Source organism: Anaerotruncus sp. DFI.9.16 (genome assembly GCF_024461615.1).
GTDB classification, from domain to species: Bacteria; Bacillota; Clostridia; order Oscillospirales; family Ruminococcaceae; genus Anaerotruncus; species Anaerotruncus massiliensis.
Genome location: NZ_JANFZX010000019.1, coordinates 33693 through 49038, shown reverse-complemented (window position 1 = coordinate 49038; position 15346 = coordinate 33693). Strand labels below are relative to the sequence as shown.

The 15346-nt window shown below is 64.9% G+C and carries 15 protein-coding genes; 8 read left to right on the top strand and 7 right to left on the bottom strand.

Annotation, left to right across the window (positions count from 1 at the left end):
- Positions 1 to 2057, top strand: a 2057-nt coding sequence (locus NE609_RS09405; RefSeq protein WP_256152366.1) for an N-acetylmuramoyl-L-alanine amidase, incomplete at its 5' end; no start/stop codon positions are given.
- Between the two features lie 42 nt (positions 2058 to 2099).
- On the opposite strand, the gene NE609_RS09400 is transcribed toward NE609_RS09405, so the two are convergent.
- The 7 genes from NE609_RS09400 to NE609_RS09370 all read right to left on the bottom strand — a co-directional run bounded on the left by NE609_RS09400 (position 2100) and on the right by NE609_RS09370 (position 8713).
- Positions 2100 to 2522, bottom strand: coding sequence for a pyridoxamine 5'-phosphate oxidase family protein (locus NE609_RS09400; protein ID WP_367379958.1), 423 nt, complete (start codon positions 2520 to 2522; stop codon positions 2100 to 2102).
- Positions 2522 to 3007: a YbaK/EbsC family protein gene (locus tag NE609_RS09395; RefSeq protein WP_256152365.1), complete on the bottom strand. Its 486-nt coding sequence runs from the start codon at positions 3005 to 3007 to the stop codon at positions 2522 to 2524. Before NE609_RS09395 ends, NE609_RS09400 begins: the two co-directional genes overlap by 1 nt.
- 201 nt (positions 3008 to 3208) lie before the next feature.
- Positions 3209 to 3634: an ACT domain-containing protein gene (locus tag NE609_RS09390; protein WP_121586551.1), complete on the bottom strand. Its 426-nt coding sequence runs from the start codon at positions 3632 to 3634 to the stop codon at positions 3209 to 3211.
- Between the two features lie 92 nt (positions 3635 to 3726).
- Entirely contained in the window at positions 3727 to 5031 is a 1305-nt protein-coding gene (locus tag NE609_RS09385; protein WP_121586550.1) for a phenylacetate--CoA ligase family protein, read from the bottom strand.
- Positions 5032 to 5065: 34 nt separating this feature from the next.
- The gene (locus NE609_RS09380; RefSeq protein ID WP_121586549.1) at positions 5066 to 5647 is read right to left on the bottom strand and encodes an indolepyruvate oxidoreductase subunit beta; all 582 of its coding nucleotides are present in this window, start codon (positions 5645 to 5647) and stop codon (positions 5066 to 5068) included.
- Positions 5647 to 7392: an indolepyruvate ferredoxin oxidoreductase subunit alpha gene (gene iorA / locus NE609_RS09375; RefSeq protein WP_256152364.1), complete on the bottom strand. Its 1746-nt coding sequence runs from the start codon at positions 7390 to 7392 to the stop codon at positions 5647 to 5649. Before iorA ends, NE609_RS09380 begins: the two co-directional genes overlap by 1 nt.
- 28 nt (positions 7393 to 7420) lie before the next feature.
- Positions 7421 to 8713, bottom strand: coding sequence for a phenylacetate--CoA ligase family protein (locus NE609_RS09370; protein WP_121586562.1), 1293 nt, complete (start codon positions 8711 to 8713; stop codon positions 7421 to 7423).
- A gap of 340 nt (positions 8714 to 9053) precedes the next feature.
- Here NE609_RS09370 and NE609_RS09365 point away from each other — a divergent pair, with 340 nt between their 5' ends.
- From NE609_RS09365 to NE609_RS09335, 7 genes are all read left to right on the top strand, one after another.
- Positions 9054 to 10496: an FAD-dependent oxidoreductase gene (locus NE609_RS09365; protein WP_256152363.1), complete on the top strand. Its 1443-nt coding sequence runs from the start codon at positions 9054 to 9056 to the stop codon at positions 10494 to 10496.
- A gap of 104 nt (positions 10497 to 10600) precedes the next feature.
- Entirely contained in the window at positions 10601 to 10993 is a 393-nt protein-coding gene (locus tag NE609_RS09360; RefSeq protein ID WP_256152362.1) for a spore cortex-lytic protein, read from the top strand.
- A 13-nt stretch (positions 10994 to 11006) separates the two neighbouring features.
- Positions 11007 to 12233: a peptidoglycan-binding protein gene (locus NE609_RS09355; RefSeq protein WP_256152361.1), complete on the top strand. Its 1227-nt coding sequence runs from the start codon at positions 11007 to 11009 to the stop codon at positions 12231 to 12233.
- Positions 12233 to 12766, top strand: coding sequence for a peptidoglycan-binding protein (locus NE609_RS09350; protein ID WP_121586544.1), 534 nt, complete (start codon positions 12233 to 12235; stop codon positions 12764 to 12766). The genes NE609_RS09355 and NE609_RS09350 overlap by 1 nt, the downstream gene beginning before the upstream one ends.
- Positions 12767 to 13213: 447 nt before the next feature.
- Positions 13214 to 14089 (top strand): DUF5685 family protein, encoded by an 876-nt coding sequence (locus tag NE609_RS09345; RefSeq protein WP_256152360.1) that lies wholly within the window; start codon positions 13214 to 13216, stop codon positions 14087 to 14089.
- Positions 14086 to 14697, top strand: coding sequence for a J domain-containing protein (locus NE609_RS09340; protein ID WP_256152359.1), 612 nt, complete (start codon positions 14086 to 14088; stop codon positions 14695 to 14697). Before NE609_RS09345 ends, NE609_RS09340 begins: the two co-directional genes overlap by 4 nt.
- Before the next feature lie 69 nt (positions 14698 to 14766).
- Positions 14767 to 15303 carry a hypothetical protein gene (locus NE609_RS09335; protein WP_256152358.1) on the top strand — a complete coding sequence of 179 codons (537 nt, stop codon included), beginning with the start codon at positions 14767 to 14769 and terminating at the stop codon, positions 15301 to 15303.
- Positions 15304 to 15346 lie beyond the last annotated feature (43 nt).

Here is a 15346-nt window from a genome sequence, read left to right as displayed (position 1 = left end):
GGGGGGCGGGCGGGGGGGGGGGGGGGGGGGGGGGGGGCCCCGCCCCCCGCGACCTCTTCTCCGCGCCGCTTGGGAGCGGCGACCTCGATTTCGTCGTGCCGACCTTCGATGGCGTCTCCCCCGACGAGCTGCCCGCCCTCCTTTCGGACTGGCAGGCCCTCTGCGAAGCCAAAGACGCCGCCTACTACCCGCTGCACGGCGCGGACGACGCGTCCGCCTTTTCCCACGGGATCGACAACAGCCTCTGGCTGGAACGGCAGTCGGGCGCGGGCGGCATCGTGATCAGCAACTACAGCGCCCTCGACACCGAGTCGCGCACCGCGGCCTATACGCTCTTTGCCGCCTTCAGCCAGAAGGAGCCCGCAGGCATGCCCGACCTCAGCTACCAGAAGACCCTGACGATCGGGCGGCCGGCCGAGCCGGTGACCGCCGACCCCTCTTGGGGGACCTACTACATCATGGGCACCTCCGACCCCGCCCAGCCTCTCCTCTTTGAGGGACGCGAGCTGGAACGCTCGTCCGAAGGGCTGTGGGGCGTCCTTGTCGACGTGGCCTACGGCTCCAACACCTACACCTTCACGCAGGGCGGGATCAGCAGGACGGCCGCGATCACCCGCAGTTACCCGTCCGAGACGACCACGATCTCCACCATCGTCAAATCAAGCGCCTATCCCGCCAACTCGGAGGCGGTGCTCGCCGGGCAGCTCCTGAAGCTCTCCTGCACCGCGCCGGGCGGCGGCACGGTGACCGCCGCGGTGGGCGGGCTCACCGCCACCCTCCAGCCGGTCGCGGCGGTGCAAAACGGCGTCGCCGTCACCTACCAGGCCACCCTCGACGTCTCCTCCCTCGCCCTGTCCGGGCAGGTCAAGAACATCGGCCCCGTCACCTACCGCCTCAACTACGCGGGCCTCAATTCGAGCCAGCAGACCGCCGGGGAGGTCTATGTCGCGGGCGAGGGGGCGGTCCCCGTCGCGCGGATGAAGACCTTCATCGTCCCCGTCAACAAAAACGCGGCGGACGACGGGCAGTACCTCACCATCCTCAAGAAGGACTGCGTCGACTACATCACCGAAAACGCGGGCGGCGGCTACTACCGCCTCTCCTCGGGCGGCTATGTGCTCAAATCCGCCGTCGACGTCGACGAGGGCGCGGCCACCGCGCAGAGCGCCGTCGCCTCGATCGCGATGGCCAAGGCCCCCAAGGGGGAAAAGCTGACGATCGGCGGCACCGCGCGCCCCGCCTTCACCGGGAGCATGGACGAGGATTCGGTGACCGTCACCTTCCACCACCTCGAAGGCTTTGAAAAGATGAACACCTCGATGCTCGAGAGCACCCTCTGCTCGTCGGTCGAATCGTCGATCAGCGACGACGGCGCCGTGACCCTCACCTTCCATCTGAACGAAGGGGTGCGCCTGAGCGGCTGGGACGTCCAGTTCGACGGGAACGACACGGTCGTCTACCTGCGCGAGCGGCCCGCGTTCGACCGCCTGAGCGCCACCCCCCTCTCGGACGTGACCGTCGTGCTCGACCCGGGCCACGGCGGCACCGATCCGGGCGCGGCGGGCGTGGCGGGCGACGGCGGCCCGTGGGAGAAGACCCTCAACCTCGCCAACGCCTACGCGGCCCAGAGCCGCCTGGAAGCGCTCGGCGCGACGGTCCACGTGCTGCACAGCGACGAGACAATGACCCTCAATGAGCGCATGGAGCTCTCCCAGCAGTTCGACGCGGACCTCTTCATCTCCTGCCACCACAATTCCCTCGGCGTGACCGCCGATTCGGTCGGCGTCTCCGGCATCGAGGTCTACTACTGGAACGACCAGTCGCAGCGCCTTGCCGAGCTCGCGGGCCAGAGCCTCGCGGAGGACAGCGGGCGCAGGCTGCGTTCGGTCGAACGCTCCTACTACCGCGTCACGATGATGACCGCCTGCCCCTCCATCCTGCTGGAATCCGGCTTCATCACCAATCCCGCCGAGTACCAGCAGATCTGCGACGCGTTCGCGATGTACCGCTACGGCAGCGCGGTCGCGGACGCGGTCGTCCAGTACTTCGCCTCCTGAACGTATCAAAAAGCGCCCGGCCTCAACGGCCGGGCGCTTTTTTCACCCCTCCACGGGGAAGTCCTCCGAATGGAAGCTGCTGTAGTACCGCCCCGAAAACGCGGTGAAGTGCAGGACGCAGTAGTCGGGATCGTCCACCCCGCCGGGATAGTACCGCTCGTCCCCCTCCCGCCAGATCTCCCGCCGGATCTCCGGGCTTGTAAGCACCTCCATATGCCCCTTGAGCATCACCCCGCGGAAGAACCGGCGGTCGCAGAAGTAGGCACACGCCTTTGGATTTTCCCGGTAGTGGGCGGCGCGCATCGAGGAGGTGTTGGAGGTGAACCACAGCTCGCGGACACCCTCGCGGCGGCGGGGCGGGAGCATCGCCTTCATCTCGGGGAAGCCCTCGCCGTCGACCGAGCCGATGTAGGAGACGCCCGCGCGGTCGATGAGGTTGCCGACCGTCTGGACGGGATCACGCATCATACCGCCGTCTCCTCCCAGCCCTTGCAGACGTCGACCCAGCCCGCCGCGCCGGAATAGTCCTCCAGCTCGGCACAGGTGAGCTCGATGGCGGAATTGCCGCTGCCCGCCGCCGGGAAGACGGTTTCAAACCGCTTCATCGACACGTCCAGGTAGGTCTTTACAGCTTCGTTCTCGATCGCGAAGGGGCAGACGCCGCCGACCGCGTGCCCGGTGAGGGCGAGCGCGTCCTCGGGCGGGAGCATCGACGCCTTCATGGAGAACTGGTCCTTAAACTTGCGGTTGTCGATGCGCGCGTCGCCCGCCATGACGACCAGGACGCAACCCTCCGGGCTCTTGAAGGAGAGGGTCTTGGCGATGCGCGCCGGGATGACGCCGACCGCCTGCGCGGCCAGCTCGACGGTGGCGCTTGAAACCGGGAACTCCAGGACGTCCCCGCCGCGCCCGCGCGCGGCAAAGAACGCCCGTACCTTTTCGATGGACATTTGCACATTCCTCCAAAAAAGGTTGGGCGGAAAAATTTCCGCCCAACCGGCTGATGCTGTTTTCGCGCGTCCGCCCTTCCGCTCCCCATCGCACGGGCCGCGTGCACGGACAGGCGGCGCCGCGCCTGATAAAAGTTTTCGCCAGGCCTTTTTCAAAAGGCCGACAAAAAAATGCCCGTAACTCCAAAAATGCCCGTAACCCTAATACACGTCCTCGCCGCTGAGGATGGGGATGCCGTGGTCGCGCAGGACCTTTTCGGCGGCGTCGTTGTCGGCGACGCGCAGGATGACGTAGGCGGTCTTCTCGGCGTGGCTGACGAAGGCGTACATATACTCCACGTCCATACCCGCCTCGCGCAGGATGTCGAGCGCCTCCGCGAGACCGCCGGGGCGGTCCTCGATGCCGACGCCGATGACGCTCGTCTGGGAGACGGTGAAGCCCTGCTCCTTGAGGGCGCTTTCGGCGCGGGAGGGATGGTCGACAATCAGGCGCAGGATACCGAAATTGGTGGTGTCGGCGATCGAGAGGGCGCGGATGTTGATCTCCCGGCCGCTGAGGACGTCGGTGATCTCCGAAAGCCTGCCCGGCTGGTTCTCGACAAAGACGGAAAGCTGCTTGATAACCATATTACACACCCATTCTGCCGCTGTGCCGGCGTTAGTTTGACGATAATGCCCAAAAATCCGGGAAGAAGCTTCCCTTTCTTATGCCAATTATATCATACCAGATGGCGTTTGTCGATAACGCGTTTCGCCTTTCCTTCGCTGCGCTCGATCGTTTTGGGTGAGACGAGGTGCACGTGGACGGCGAGCCCGAGCATCGACTTGAAGCCGTCGACGAGCTGTTTCTCGCGGCGGGAGATGTCCTTGACGGTGTCGCCGAACATCGCGCCCGTCATCTCGACGTAGACGTCGAGGGTGTCGCTGTTCTTGACGCGGTCGACGACGATCTGGTAGTTGGCCGGATAGCCGTGGTTCATGAGCACCGTCTCGATCTGGGACGGGAAGACGTTGACGCCGCGGATGATGAGCATGTCGTCGCTGCGGCCCATCGGCTTGGACATCTTGACGTGGGTGCGTCCGCAGGAGCAGGGCTCGCGGGTGAGCACGCAGATGTCGCGGGTGCGGTAGCGGAGCATCGGGAAGGCCTTCTTGGTGATGCTCGTGAAGACGAGCTCGCCCTTGGAGCCCTCGGGGAGCACCTCGCCGGTGTCGGGGTCGATGATCTCGGCGATGAAGTGGTCCTCGTTGATGTGCATGCCCGTCTGCTCGGCGCACTCGAAGGAGACGCCGGGGCCGGAGAGCTCGGTGAGGCCGTAGATGTCATACGCCCTGATGCCGAGCTTCTTTTCGATGTCGCGGCGCATCTCCTGGGTCCACGCCTCGGCGCCGAAGATGCCCGCCTTGAGCGGAATCTCCTCCGGCCCGATGCCCATCTCCTCGAACGTCTCGCCGATGAAGGCGGCGTAGGAGGGGGTGCAGCAGAGGATGGTGGCGCCCAGGTCCTGGATGAACTGGATCTGCCGCGCGGTGTTGCCGGAGGACATGGGCAGCGTGAGGCACCCCACCTTGTGGGAGCCGCCGTTGAGGCCGGGGCCGCCAGTGAAGAGGCCGTAGCCGTAGGAGACCTGCACCACGTCGCTGCGGGTGCCGCCCGCGGCCACGATCGCGCGGGCGCAGCAGTCCTCCCACAGGTCGATGTCGTCCTGGGTGTAGAAGGCGACGACCCGCTTGCCGGTGGTGCCGCTCGTCGACTGGATGCGCACCGCGTCCTCGCGCGGAACGGCGAGCAGTCCGTAGGGGTAGGCGTCGCGCAGGTCCGCCTTGGTCAAAAAGGGCAACTTGCAAAGGTCGTCAACGGATTTGATGTCCGAGGGCTTGATCCCCTTCTCGTCCATCTTCCTGCGGTAGAACTCCACGTTTTTGTAGGCGTGTTCGACCGTTTCGACGAGGCGCTCGTCCTGCCAGGCTCTGATCTGCTCGCGGGAGGCGCACTCGATTTCGGGCTGGTAGTAGTTTGGCAAAGGAATCCATTCCTTTCTGTCATTAAGATTGGGATCACGCGGTATGGTTCCGGCCGAGCGCGAACGCGCGGCGGTTGAGCTCCAGGAATTTCGCGGGCACGCAGGCCTCGAGCGACGCCTGCCACGCCTCCTCGGGGATGTCGAGCAGGGTGGAGAGCACCCCCATCAGCACGACGTTGACCGCCTTGGCGCTGCCGGCCTGTTCGGCCAGCGAGAGGGCGTCGATCGCCAGCAGGTTCGCGCCGGTGGCGGCGAGCTTTTCGAGGATGCCGTCGGGATATTGGGCCGCGCCGGTGATGACCGGCATCGGGTCGATGCGCTGGTCGTTGACGATGAGCCGTCCGCCCTCCTTCAGGTAGGGCAGCCAGCGGGCGGCCTCGAGCCGCTCAAAGGAGACGATCGCGTCGGCCTCCCCCTCGGAGACGATGGGGGAATAGACCTTGTCGCCGTAGCGCACATAGGTGACGACGGAACCGCCGCGCTGGCTCATGCCGTGCACCTCGGAGACCTTGACGTCGAACCCGCGCGAGAGCAGCACGTTGCCGAGCAGCTTGGAGGCGAGCAGCGAGCCCTGCCCGCCGACCCCCACGATCATGACGCTTTTTACGTTTGCCATCAGCCCTGCACCTCCGCGGAAGATTTCAGCGCGCCGAACGCGCACATTTTTTCACACAGCCCGCAGCCGACGCAGAGGGTCTGGTCGACGGTGACGTGGCCCTCCGCCGCGCTGATGGCGGGGCAGCCGATCCTCATGCAGGCCTTGCAGTTTTTGCACTTCTCCACGTCCACGGTGAGCGGCGGGTTGTGCTTCACATATTTGAGCAGCGCGCAGGGCCGCCGGGTGACGATCACCGACGGCTCGTCGGCGGCGAGCTCCTCCTTGATGACCGCCTCGAGCTCGCGAAGCTCGTTCGGGTCGACGACGCGCACCCGCCTGACACCCGCCGCCTCGCAGATCTTCTCGATCGAAACCTGCGGGGTGGGCTGGTTTTTGAGCGTGAGGCCGGTCGTCGGGTTCTGCTGGTGGCCGGTCATGCCGGTGATCGAGTTGTCCAGCACGATCACCGTCGAGTTGCCGCGGTTATAGGTGATGTCGATGAGCCCGGTGATGCCCGAGTGCATGAAGGTGCTGTCGCCGATGACCGCGACGGATTTTTTGGCCGAGTCGCCGCCGCGCGCGGTGTTGAAGCCGTGCAGCCCGGAGATCGACGCGCCCATGCAGACGGTCGTGTCGAGCGCCCCGAGCGGGGGCAGCGCGCCGAGGGTGTAGCAGCCGATGTCGCCGCTGACCATCACGCCGAGCTTGTGCAGCGTGTAGAAGAGGCCGCGGTGAGGGCAGCCGGGGCAGAGCACGGGCGGGCGCACGGGCACCGCCTCGCCGAAGGAGAGCCCGCCGGGGACCTCCCCGCCGAACGCCTTGGCGACCATCCGCTGGGAATACTCCCCGCAGAGGCCGAGGCGGTCCTTGCCGCCGTCGACCCGCACGCCGTTCGCGCGGCAGAAGGTCTCGATGACCGGGTCGTGCTCCTCGACCACGTAGAGGGTCTTCACCTTCGCGGCGAAATCCCGGATGAGCTTCGCGGGCAGCGGGTTCACAAGCCCGAGCTTGAGGACGCTCGCGGCGGGGAACGCCTCCTTCACATACTGGTAGCAGGTGCCCGAGGTGATGAAGCCGACCTCCGCGTCCCCCATCTCCACCCGGTTGAGCGGGGTGGTCTCGGCAAACTCCGCGAGCTTTTTCATCCGTTCCTCGACAAAGACATGCCGCCCGACCGCATTGGCGGGCATCATGACGTACTTTTTCGGGTTCTTTTCATACACCTTCAGCGGGTATTCGGTACGCTCCTTCGGCTCCACGATGCTCTGGGAGTGGGCGATGCGGGTGCAGGTGCGGAAAATGACCGGCGTGTCGAACGTCTCGGAGATCTCGTACGCCGCCGCCACGAGGTCGATGCAGTCCTTTGAATCGGCGGGCTCGACCATCGGCAGCTTGGCCGCGATCGCGTAGTGGCGGGAATCCTGCTCGTTCTGGGAGGAATGCATGCCCGGGTCGTCCGCCACGCCGATGACCATGCCGGCGTTCACGCCGGTGTAGGAGGCGGTAAAGAGCGGATCGGCCGCGACGTTGAGGCCCACGTGCTTCATCGCGCAGAAGGAGCGCGCGCCGCCGATGGCCGCGCCGAGCGTCGCCTCCATGGCGACCTTCTCGTTGGGGGCCCACTCGGCGTAGATCTCGTCGTACTCGCTCGCGTACTCGGAGATCTCGGTGGAAGGGGTGCCGGGATAGCTCGAGACGAACCGGCAGCCTGCCTCGAAGAGTCCTCTGGCAACCGCCTGGTTGCCAAGCATCAGCTGTTTCATATATGTACTCCTTTAATGAATTACTTATTCAGCGCAGATCGACGACCCGCTTGGCCTTGCCCTGGAACCGCTCGATCGTCTTGGGCTGGACGAGGGTGACCTTCGCGTCGATGCCCAGAACGGTGCGCAGTTTGGCGTGGATCGTCTCCTGGAGCTTTTCGAGGTCGGACCACCGCTCGAGCAGCGAGCCGTCGATCAATTCGACCTTGACCTCGAGCGTGTCGGTGTAGCCCTCATGCCGCACATAGAGCATGTAGTGCGGGCTGATCTGGCTCATCGGCATGAGCACGCTCTCGATCTGGGAGGGGAACACGTTGACGCCCTTGACCTTGATCATGTCGTCGCTGCGGCCCATGATCTTGTCCATGCGGGCGGTCGTGCGGCCGCATTTGCAGGGGGCGTAGGTCACGCGGGAGAGGTCGCGGGTGCGGTAGCGCAGCAGAGGCAGCGCCTCCTTGGTCAGCGTTGTGATGACCAGCTCGCCAACCTCGCCCTCCGCCTTTTCCTCGAGGGTGTCGGGGTCGACCACCTCGGTGAAGAAGTGGTCCTCGTTGATATGTAAGCCGTCGCGGAATTCGCATTCGCCCGAGACGCCCGGGCCGATGAGCTCGCTCATGCCGTAGTTGTCGGTGGCGAAGAGTCCGAGCTTCTGCTCGATCTTCGCCCGCATCTCGGGGGTGCTGCCCTCCGAGCCGAAGAGGCCGATGCGCAGCTTGAAATCATCCGGCCCGTAGCCGAGCTCGGCGGCCAGCTCCCCGAGGTATAGCGCATAGGTGGGGGTGGCGATCAGCGTCGTGGTGCCGAAATCCTTCATCAGCATGATCTGCTTTTCCGAATTGCCGGAGGAGGAGGGCACGACCGAGGCGCCCAGCCGCTCGAGGCCGTAGTGCAGGCCGAGCGCGCCGGTGAAGAGGCCGTAGCCGAAGCAGATCTGCGCGATGTCCTCGTCGTTCACGCCCGCGGCGGCGATGAGGCGCGCCATGATCTCGCTCCACATGTCGAGGTCGTTTTTCGTGTATCCGACGACGGTGGGCTTGCCGGTGGTGCCGCTCGAAGCGTGGATGCGCACGACCTTTTTCTGCGGCACCGCGAAGAGGCCGAAGGGGTAGTTGTCGCGCAGGTCGTCCTTGGTCGTCGGCGGGATATACTTGATGTCGGAGAGGGCTTTGAATTTGTCGGGGTCGAACCCGGCCGCGTCAAACCGATCGTGGTAGAGCTTCACGTTGTCGTAGCAGTATCGCACAATGTGCTTCATCCGCTCCAGCTGGAGCGCCTCTATCTGCTTTCGCGGCATCGTTTCGGCTTGCCGGTTGTAGATCATGATTACCTTCACTCCGTTTCCTTTTGCGGCGTCGCCGCCGGGCGCTTTAACGCATTTATTCGTTAAACCCTATTGCTTTATCATACTGCGATCCGCTTCCAAAATCAAGCCTTCCGCCATCTTTTTTTCACTTCTTTCCCCGCCGGGCGGACATTTTTCCCCAAAATGCCGCCCCGGCGGCCGGGCCCCCGGCGGTTTTCCCGCCAGCGGCGGGAAACTTTTTCCCCGGCGGGAATAATTTTCATCCGACGACCCACGCTAGGAATAAGAAATCGAAGGAGCGTGGTCATATGGAAACAGTCGTCAATCGGGCGGTCCGCCGCGCGGGGGTGAAAAAGCCGTGAGCGAATCCATCTGGAGCAAAACCGCCGGGCTGCCGGAACGACCCGCGCTCGCGGGCGGCCTCGACGTGGACGCGGCCGTCATCGGCGGCGGGATGGCGGGCGTGCTGACCGCGCATTTCCTGAAGGCGGCGGGGCTGCGCACCGTGCTGCTGGAGGCCTCGCGCGTGGGCGGCGGGCAGACGAAAAACACCACCGCCAAGATCACCAGCCAGCACGGGCTGATCTACCACCGGCTGATCGAGCGGTCGGGGGAGGAGCCGGCGCGGCAATACGCCGACGCCAACCAGCGCGCCGTCGCGGAATACCGGCGGATGGTCCGGGAGCTCGGGATCGACTGCGATTTCACCGAGGCCCCGGCGTACCTCTATTCCACCGCCGAGCGGGAGCCGCTGGCGCGGGAGTTCGAGGCGGCGAAAGCGCTCGGCATCGGCGCTGCCTACGGTTCCCAAACGGAGCTCCCCTTCCCCGTGGCCGCCGCCCTGCGCTTCGACGGGCAGGCGCGGTTCCATCCGCTCAGGTTCCTGCGCGCCGTCGCCGGGCCGCTCGAAATCTACGAAGGGACCCCCGTGCGCTCCGTGGAGGGCAACCGGATCTTCACCGACCGCGGCGAAGTGACAGCGGCAAAGATCGTGTTTGCCTGCCACTACCCCTTTCTGAACGCGCCCGGCTACTACTTCATGCGGATGCACCAGGAGCGCAGCTATGTCCTCGCGCTCAAAAACGCGTCCAAACTCACCGGGATGTACCTCGGCGTCGACGCGGACGGCCTCTCCTTCCGGCCGCAGGGGGACCTGCTGCTGCTCGGCGGCGGGAACCACCGCACCGGCGAAAACTCCGCGGGCGGGCAGTACCAAAGGCTGCGGGAAGCGGCGAAAACCTACTGGCCCGAGAGCGCCGAGGCGGCGGCGTGGAGCGCCCAGGACTGCATGACGCTGGACGGGGTGCCCTATATCGGCCGGTACTCCGCCCCGACGCCCGACTGGTACGTGGCGACCGGCTTCCAAAAGTGGGGCATGACCTCCTCCATGGTGTCCGCCCTTTTGATCACCGGCCTGATCACAGAGGGGAAAAGCCCCTGGGAGCAGGTGTTCACACCCCAGCGGTTCAACCCCTCCGCCTCCGCCAGGACGCTGATGCGGGACACCGCCCAGGCCGCGAAGGGGCTGGCGCGCAAATTCCTCACGCCGCCGCGGGAGGATATCGAGGCGCTGCCCCGCGGGCACGGGGGCGTGGTGGAGTACGACGGCGAAAAGGTCGGGGTCTATAAGGATGAGAACGGCGAAGCGTTCATCGTATCGGTCCGCTGTCCCCATCTGGGCTGCCAGCTGGAGTGGAACCCGGACGAGAAGAGCTGGGACTGTCCCTGCCACGGCTCCCGGTTCGACTTCCGCGGCCGCCTCATCGATAACCCGGCGCAGGAGGGGCTGGAGGGGGAATGATCCCCCTCCGGCTTTTTTTGCTTCTTTCGCGCCCTTTCCTGACAAGGCGCGCCCCTCTCCCGCATAAGCTGTTGGTAAGAACTATCCAGCAAGGAGGGGTCCCATTGGATGAAAACGGCACAATCCGCGTCCGTGTTTTTACGGGCCGGGCACAGATTCCGCTGGAGGACGCCACGGTGGCGATCACCCAAAAATCCCCGGACGGCAGGCACCGCCTGATCGCCGTCCGCGTCACGGGGGAAAGCGGGGAGATCGACCCGGTCGCCATCCCCGCCCCCGCCGCGGCGGACAGCACCTCGCCGGGCGCCGCGGAAGCGCCCTTTTCCGTCTGCGACGTATGGGCGGAGCATCCGCTCTACGAGCTTTTGACGGTGGAGGACGTCCAGATTTTCGCGGGGGTCGAGACGCTCCAGGAGATGAAGCTGATCCCGCTTCCGGAGAACACGGCGCCCCGGGACGCGGCGGGCGAAGTGCGCGTCACCCCCCAAGACCTGTAAAGGAGGCTTCCCCATGCCAATCACCGTCATTCCCTATATCCCGGAGTATATCACCGTCCATCTCGGGCCCCCCGGCTCCGGCGCGGAGAACGTCACCGTCTCCTTCCCCGACTATATCAAGAACGTGGCTTCCAGCGAGATCTATCCCACCTGGGAGCCAGCCGCCCTGCGCGCGAACATCCTGGCGCAGATCTCCTTCGCGCTCAACCGGGTCTACACGGAATACTATCCCAGCCGGGGCTACTCGTTCCACATCACGAACAGCACCGCCACCGACCAGAAATTCATCTACGGCCGGAACATCTTCGACAACATCGAGCAGATCGTCGACGACATCTTCAATACATACATTCGGCGGATCGGCTACGTGGAGCCGCTGGCCGCGAAATTCTGCAACGGCACGACCACCACCTGCGACGGGCTTTCCCAGTGGGGCAGCCAATACCTGGCGCAGGACGGTTACGACTCCATGCAAATCCTGCGAACCTATTACGGCGACGGCATCGAGCTGGTGCCCGACGCCCCCGTGCAGGGCGTGCGCGCCTCCTACCCCGGCTCCCCCCTGCGGCAGGGCTCCGCCGGCGAGGCCGTGGTGGTCGTCCAGACCTCCCTCAACCGCATCTCCCAGGACTACCCCGCCATCCCCAAGATCTGGCCGGTGGACGGGATTTTCGGCCCCGCCACGGAAAACGCCGTGAAGCGGTTCCAGAGCATCTTCAACCTGACCGCCGACGGGGTGGTCGGCAGGGCCACCTGGTATAAGCTGGTGCTCCTCTACGTCGGCGTAAAGGACCTCGCCGAGCTCGTGAGCGAGGGGCAGACCTTCTATAACGTCTCCTTCCAGTATCCCGGCGAGTCGCGGGAGCGGTCCTCCGGCGACGGCGTCGTCGCCCTTCAGTTCATGCTCGCCGTCCTGTCCGAGTTTTACGACGACCTCCCCTTCCTCCCGGTGGACGGCGTCTTCGGCCCGAGAACCAGGCAGGCGGTCACGGCGTTCCAGCAGATGGCCGGCCTGCCGCAGACGGGCGTCGCCGATGAAACGACCTGGGACGCGATCTATGAGGCCTACGCGGGGGCGGCCTCCGCCATCCTCAGCGACGGGATCCGCTTCCCCACGGAGCTTTCCGACAGCGCCGCGCGGGAGGAGTTCGAGACCTACGCCCTCTCGACCCGCCTGACCCAATTCCCCGGATACCCGCTCTCTCTGGGCAGCCGGGACCGGAAAGGGGGCGCCGCCTGATGCTTCCGGAACGTTTTCTGCTCGGGCGTCCCGTCCGGAGCCTCCAAACCATGCTGCGCGCCATTTCGCGTTCTTACCCCTTCCTGCCCCGGCTCGTTCCCGACGGCATCTTCGAGGAACGGACGGAGCAGGCGGTCGTCCTTTTCCAGCAGAACTTCGGCCTGCCGCCCACCGGCACGGTCGACAACGACACCTGGGACGCCGTCGCGTCCGTCTACCGCGGCGTCGTCGCGCGCACGCGCCTGCCGCGGAGCGCGGACGTCTACCCCTCCCCCTCCTTCCGGGTGGAGCCGGGCGGGGAGACGCTGCATCTGCTGGTCGTCCAGTCGATGTTCAAATCCCTCTCCCACGTTTTGGATGAGGTGCAGGACGCGGAGGTCGACGGCCGGCACGTGGACGGCGCCGCGGCCAACACCCTCTGGCTGCAAAGCAGGGGAAACCTGGAGGAGTCCGGGGTCTTCGACAACCTCTCCTGGGACCTGCTCACCCGGCTTTACGCGATCTTCATCACCCGGAACCGGAGAGTCGAATGACCGCGGCGTTCTTTCTGCGGACGACTCAGGCCATCACAGAAAAAAGAGCGGCACGGGCGCACGCCCGCGCCGCTCTTTTTCGTCTGATCCGGCGCCTCCGGGCGAAAAACCGGTCCGCCCGGTGCGGACAGTCCTCCGCGTGGAAGCGTCCGGGCCCGCGCTTTGCCGGCGCAAAAGCGGAGCCCGGGCACGGTTTACGCAAACAAGGCCTTTTTGAATCACAAATCCATAACGTTATTTCGTGGAATTCATAGTTTATTAAACAAATTCACGGCCTTTTCGTGTAAAATAAGAGAGTTCAGAAAGTTCTGTGAAAATTGCCGGAAAATCCGCGCCCCGGGCGCGGATCGCACGTTTTTTACAAGGATTCCCCGGTTTTGCCCATCGCGGACAGGGTGAAAAAACCTGCCGTTCCGCGGAAAATCTTCACCCGATCGGGAGACACTAATGTTTGGTTACATCAAGCCCTTCAAAGGCATGCTGCGGGTCTGCGAGTACGAAACCTATAAGGCGGTCTACTGCGGACTCTGCAAACAGCTCGGCCGGGAGTACGGCCCCTTCGCCCGGCTGACCCTCAGCTACGACTTCACCTTCCTCGCGCTGCTCGACCTGTCCCTCTCGGGAGAACACCTCGCCTTCGCCCCCGGGCGCTGCATGCTCAACCCGCTCAGAAAAATCCCCTGCTGCCCCAGCTGCGGGCAGCTCGACTTTTCCTCGGGCGTCGCGATGATCATGCTCTATTACAAGGTGCTCGACAACTACCGCGACGGCGGCTTCGGCTCCCGGCTGGGCGCGGCGCTCGCCACGCCCTTCGCGCGGCACGCCTACAAAAAGGCGGCCGACCGCTTCCCCGGTGTGGCGCAGATCATCTATGAGACGATCAGCAAGCAGAGCGCGCTCGAGGACGAACAGTGCGACAGCGTCGACCGCGCCTGCGAGCCCTCCGCGCTCGCCCTCTCGGGCATCTGCGGCCTGCTCACCAACGACAGCACCCAGAAGCGGGTGCTCGAACGGTTCGGCTACCTGCTCGGCCGGTACGTCTATCTGGCCGACGCGCTCGATGACCTCGAGGAGGACGCCCGCCGCCACAGCTACAACCCCTTCCTGCTGCGGGAGAAGACGCCTTCCCCCACGCCCGAACAGCTCGCCTCCATCCGCGAAAACGCCAAGGGCTCCCTCTTTTTGACGATCGGGGAGATCATCAAGGCGTACGAGCTGATCGGCCTGCACGACTATAAGCCGATCCTGGACAACGTCATCCACCTCGGCCTGCGTGATACCGTCGAACGAATCTTGCTGCCAAAGGAGACTGAAAACCGATGACAGATCCGTATAAGGTCTTAGGGATCTCCCCCAACGCCACCGACGAACAGGTGAAGGCCGCATACCGGGAGCTTGCCAAAAAGTATCACCCGGACAACTATGCGAACAACCCCCTGTCCGACCTGGCCGAGGAGAAGATGCAGGAGATCAACCAGGCATACGACGCGATCGTCGCGCAGCGCCGGGCGGGCGGACAGTCCGGCAGCTATTCGGGCGGCGCCTATGCGCAGGGCGCTTCCCAGTTCGCGGACATCCGACGCATGATCAATTCCGGACGGCTGGCCGAGGCGCAGGAGCTCCTCGACGGCGTGGCCGCCGCCAGCCGCGACGCGGAGTGGTACTTCCTCAAGGGCAGCATCTACTATTCGCGCGGATGGCTCGACGACGCGCTCCAGAGCTTCCAGAAGGCCTGCCAGATGAACCCCCAGAACAGCGAGTATTCCGCCGCCTACAATCAGCTGCTCTGGCAGCGGCAGAACGGCCGCCCCCAGTACGGCGGCGGCTCCTACCAGACCGGCTCCGTCGGCGGGTGCAGCTGCTGCGACATCTGCGCCGCCATGTACTGCGCCAACTGCTGCATGGACTGCTGCGGCAACAGCTGCTTCTGAGCCGCCCGCCGTCCCTCGCGCTTTCCGGGCGCCGCAGGCCCGCATCAGAACCATCGGAGGCGTCCGTCTATGAAAAAAAGTACCCAGGTGGCGATCGGCGGCCTCTCCGCCGCCCTCTGTCTGCTGATGATGTTCATGACCGGCCTGATCCCCTTTTCCTCCTACGTCTTCCCCGCGATGGCCGGCATCGTCCTCATCGCCGTCGAGGAGGAGAACGGCACCAAGACCGCCATGCTTGTCTACGTTGCCGTCTCGGTGCTCGCCATGTTCATCGTCCCCGACCAGGAGGCCAAGGTCCTCTTCGTCATGCTGCTCGGCTACTACCCCATGCTCAAGTCCCGTCTCGAACGCGCCCCCCGGCCCATCGCCTATCTGCTCAAATTCCTGCTCTTCAACGGCGTCATCGTCGCCTTCTACTATGTGATGCTCTACGTCTTCGGTATCCCCGACATGCTCGAGGGCTGGGGCGACTTCGGGAAGTATACCATCGTCGTCGCCCTCGCCTTGGTCAACTTCACCCTCTTTATGTACGATTTTCTGCTCTCCCAGGTGCTGCGCATCTACCGCGGCTGGTTCCGCCCAAAGATCCTGCGCAAGATCACCTGACGGGCTTGATTCTTCCCCGCGCGGCGGGGATTTTTTCGAGGTG

What these genes read in the sequence shown, in the direction of transcription:
- iorA (WP_256152364.1), bottom strand. Translation starts at nt 7,392, where the DNA reads ATGAAACAGCTGATGCTTGGCAACCAGGCGGTTGCCAGAGGACTCTTC.
- NE609_RS09400 (WP_367379958.1), bottom strand. Translation starts at nt 2,522, where the DNA reads ATGCGTGATCCCGTCCAGACGGTCGGCAACCTCATCGACCGCGCGGGC.
- NE609_RS09395 (WP_256152365.1), bottom strand. Translation starts at nt 3,007, where the DNA reads ATGTCCATCGAAAAGGTACGGGCGTTCTTTGCCGCGCGCGGGCGCGGC.
- NE609_RS09370 (WP_121586562.1), bottom strand. Translation starts at nt 8,713, where the DNA reads ATGATCTACAACCGGCAAGCCGAAACGATGCCGCGAAAGCAGATAGAG.
- NE609_RS09345 (WP_256152360.1), top strand. Translation starts at nt 13,214, where the DNA reads ATGTTTGGTTACATCAAGCCCTTCAAAGGCATGCTGCGGGTCTGCGAG.
- NE609_RS09335 (WP_256152358.1), top strand. Translation starts at nt 14,767, where the DNA reads ATGAAAAAAAGTACCCAGGTGGCGATCGGCGGCCTCTCCGCCGCCCTC.
- NE609_RS09355 (WP_256152361.1), top strand. Translation starts at nt 11,007, where the DNA reads ATGCCAATCACCGTCATTCCCTATATCCCGGAGTATATCACCGTCCAT.
- NE609_RS09350 (WP_121586544.1), top strand. Translation starts at nt 12,233, where the DNA reads ATGCTTCCGGAACGTTTTCTGCTCGGGCGTCCCGTCCGGAGCCTCCAA.
- NE609_RS09340 (WP_256152359.1), top strand. Translation starts at nt 14,086, where the DNA reads ATGACAGATCCGTATAAGGTCTTAGGGATCTCCCCCAACGCCACCGAC.
- NE609_RS09390 (WP_121586551.1), bottom strand. Translation starts at nt 3,634, where the DNA reads ATGGTTATCAAGCAGCTTTCCGTCTTTGTCGAGAACCAGCCGGGCAGG.
- NE609_RS09380 (WP_121586549.1), bottom strand. Translation starts at nt 5,647, where the DNA reads ATGGCAAACGTAAAAAGCGTCATGATCGTGGGGGTCGGCGGGCAGGGC.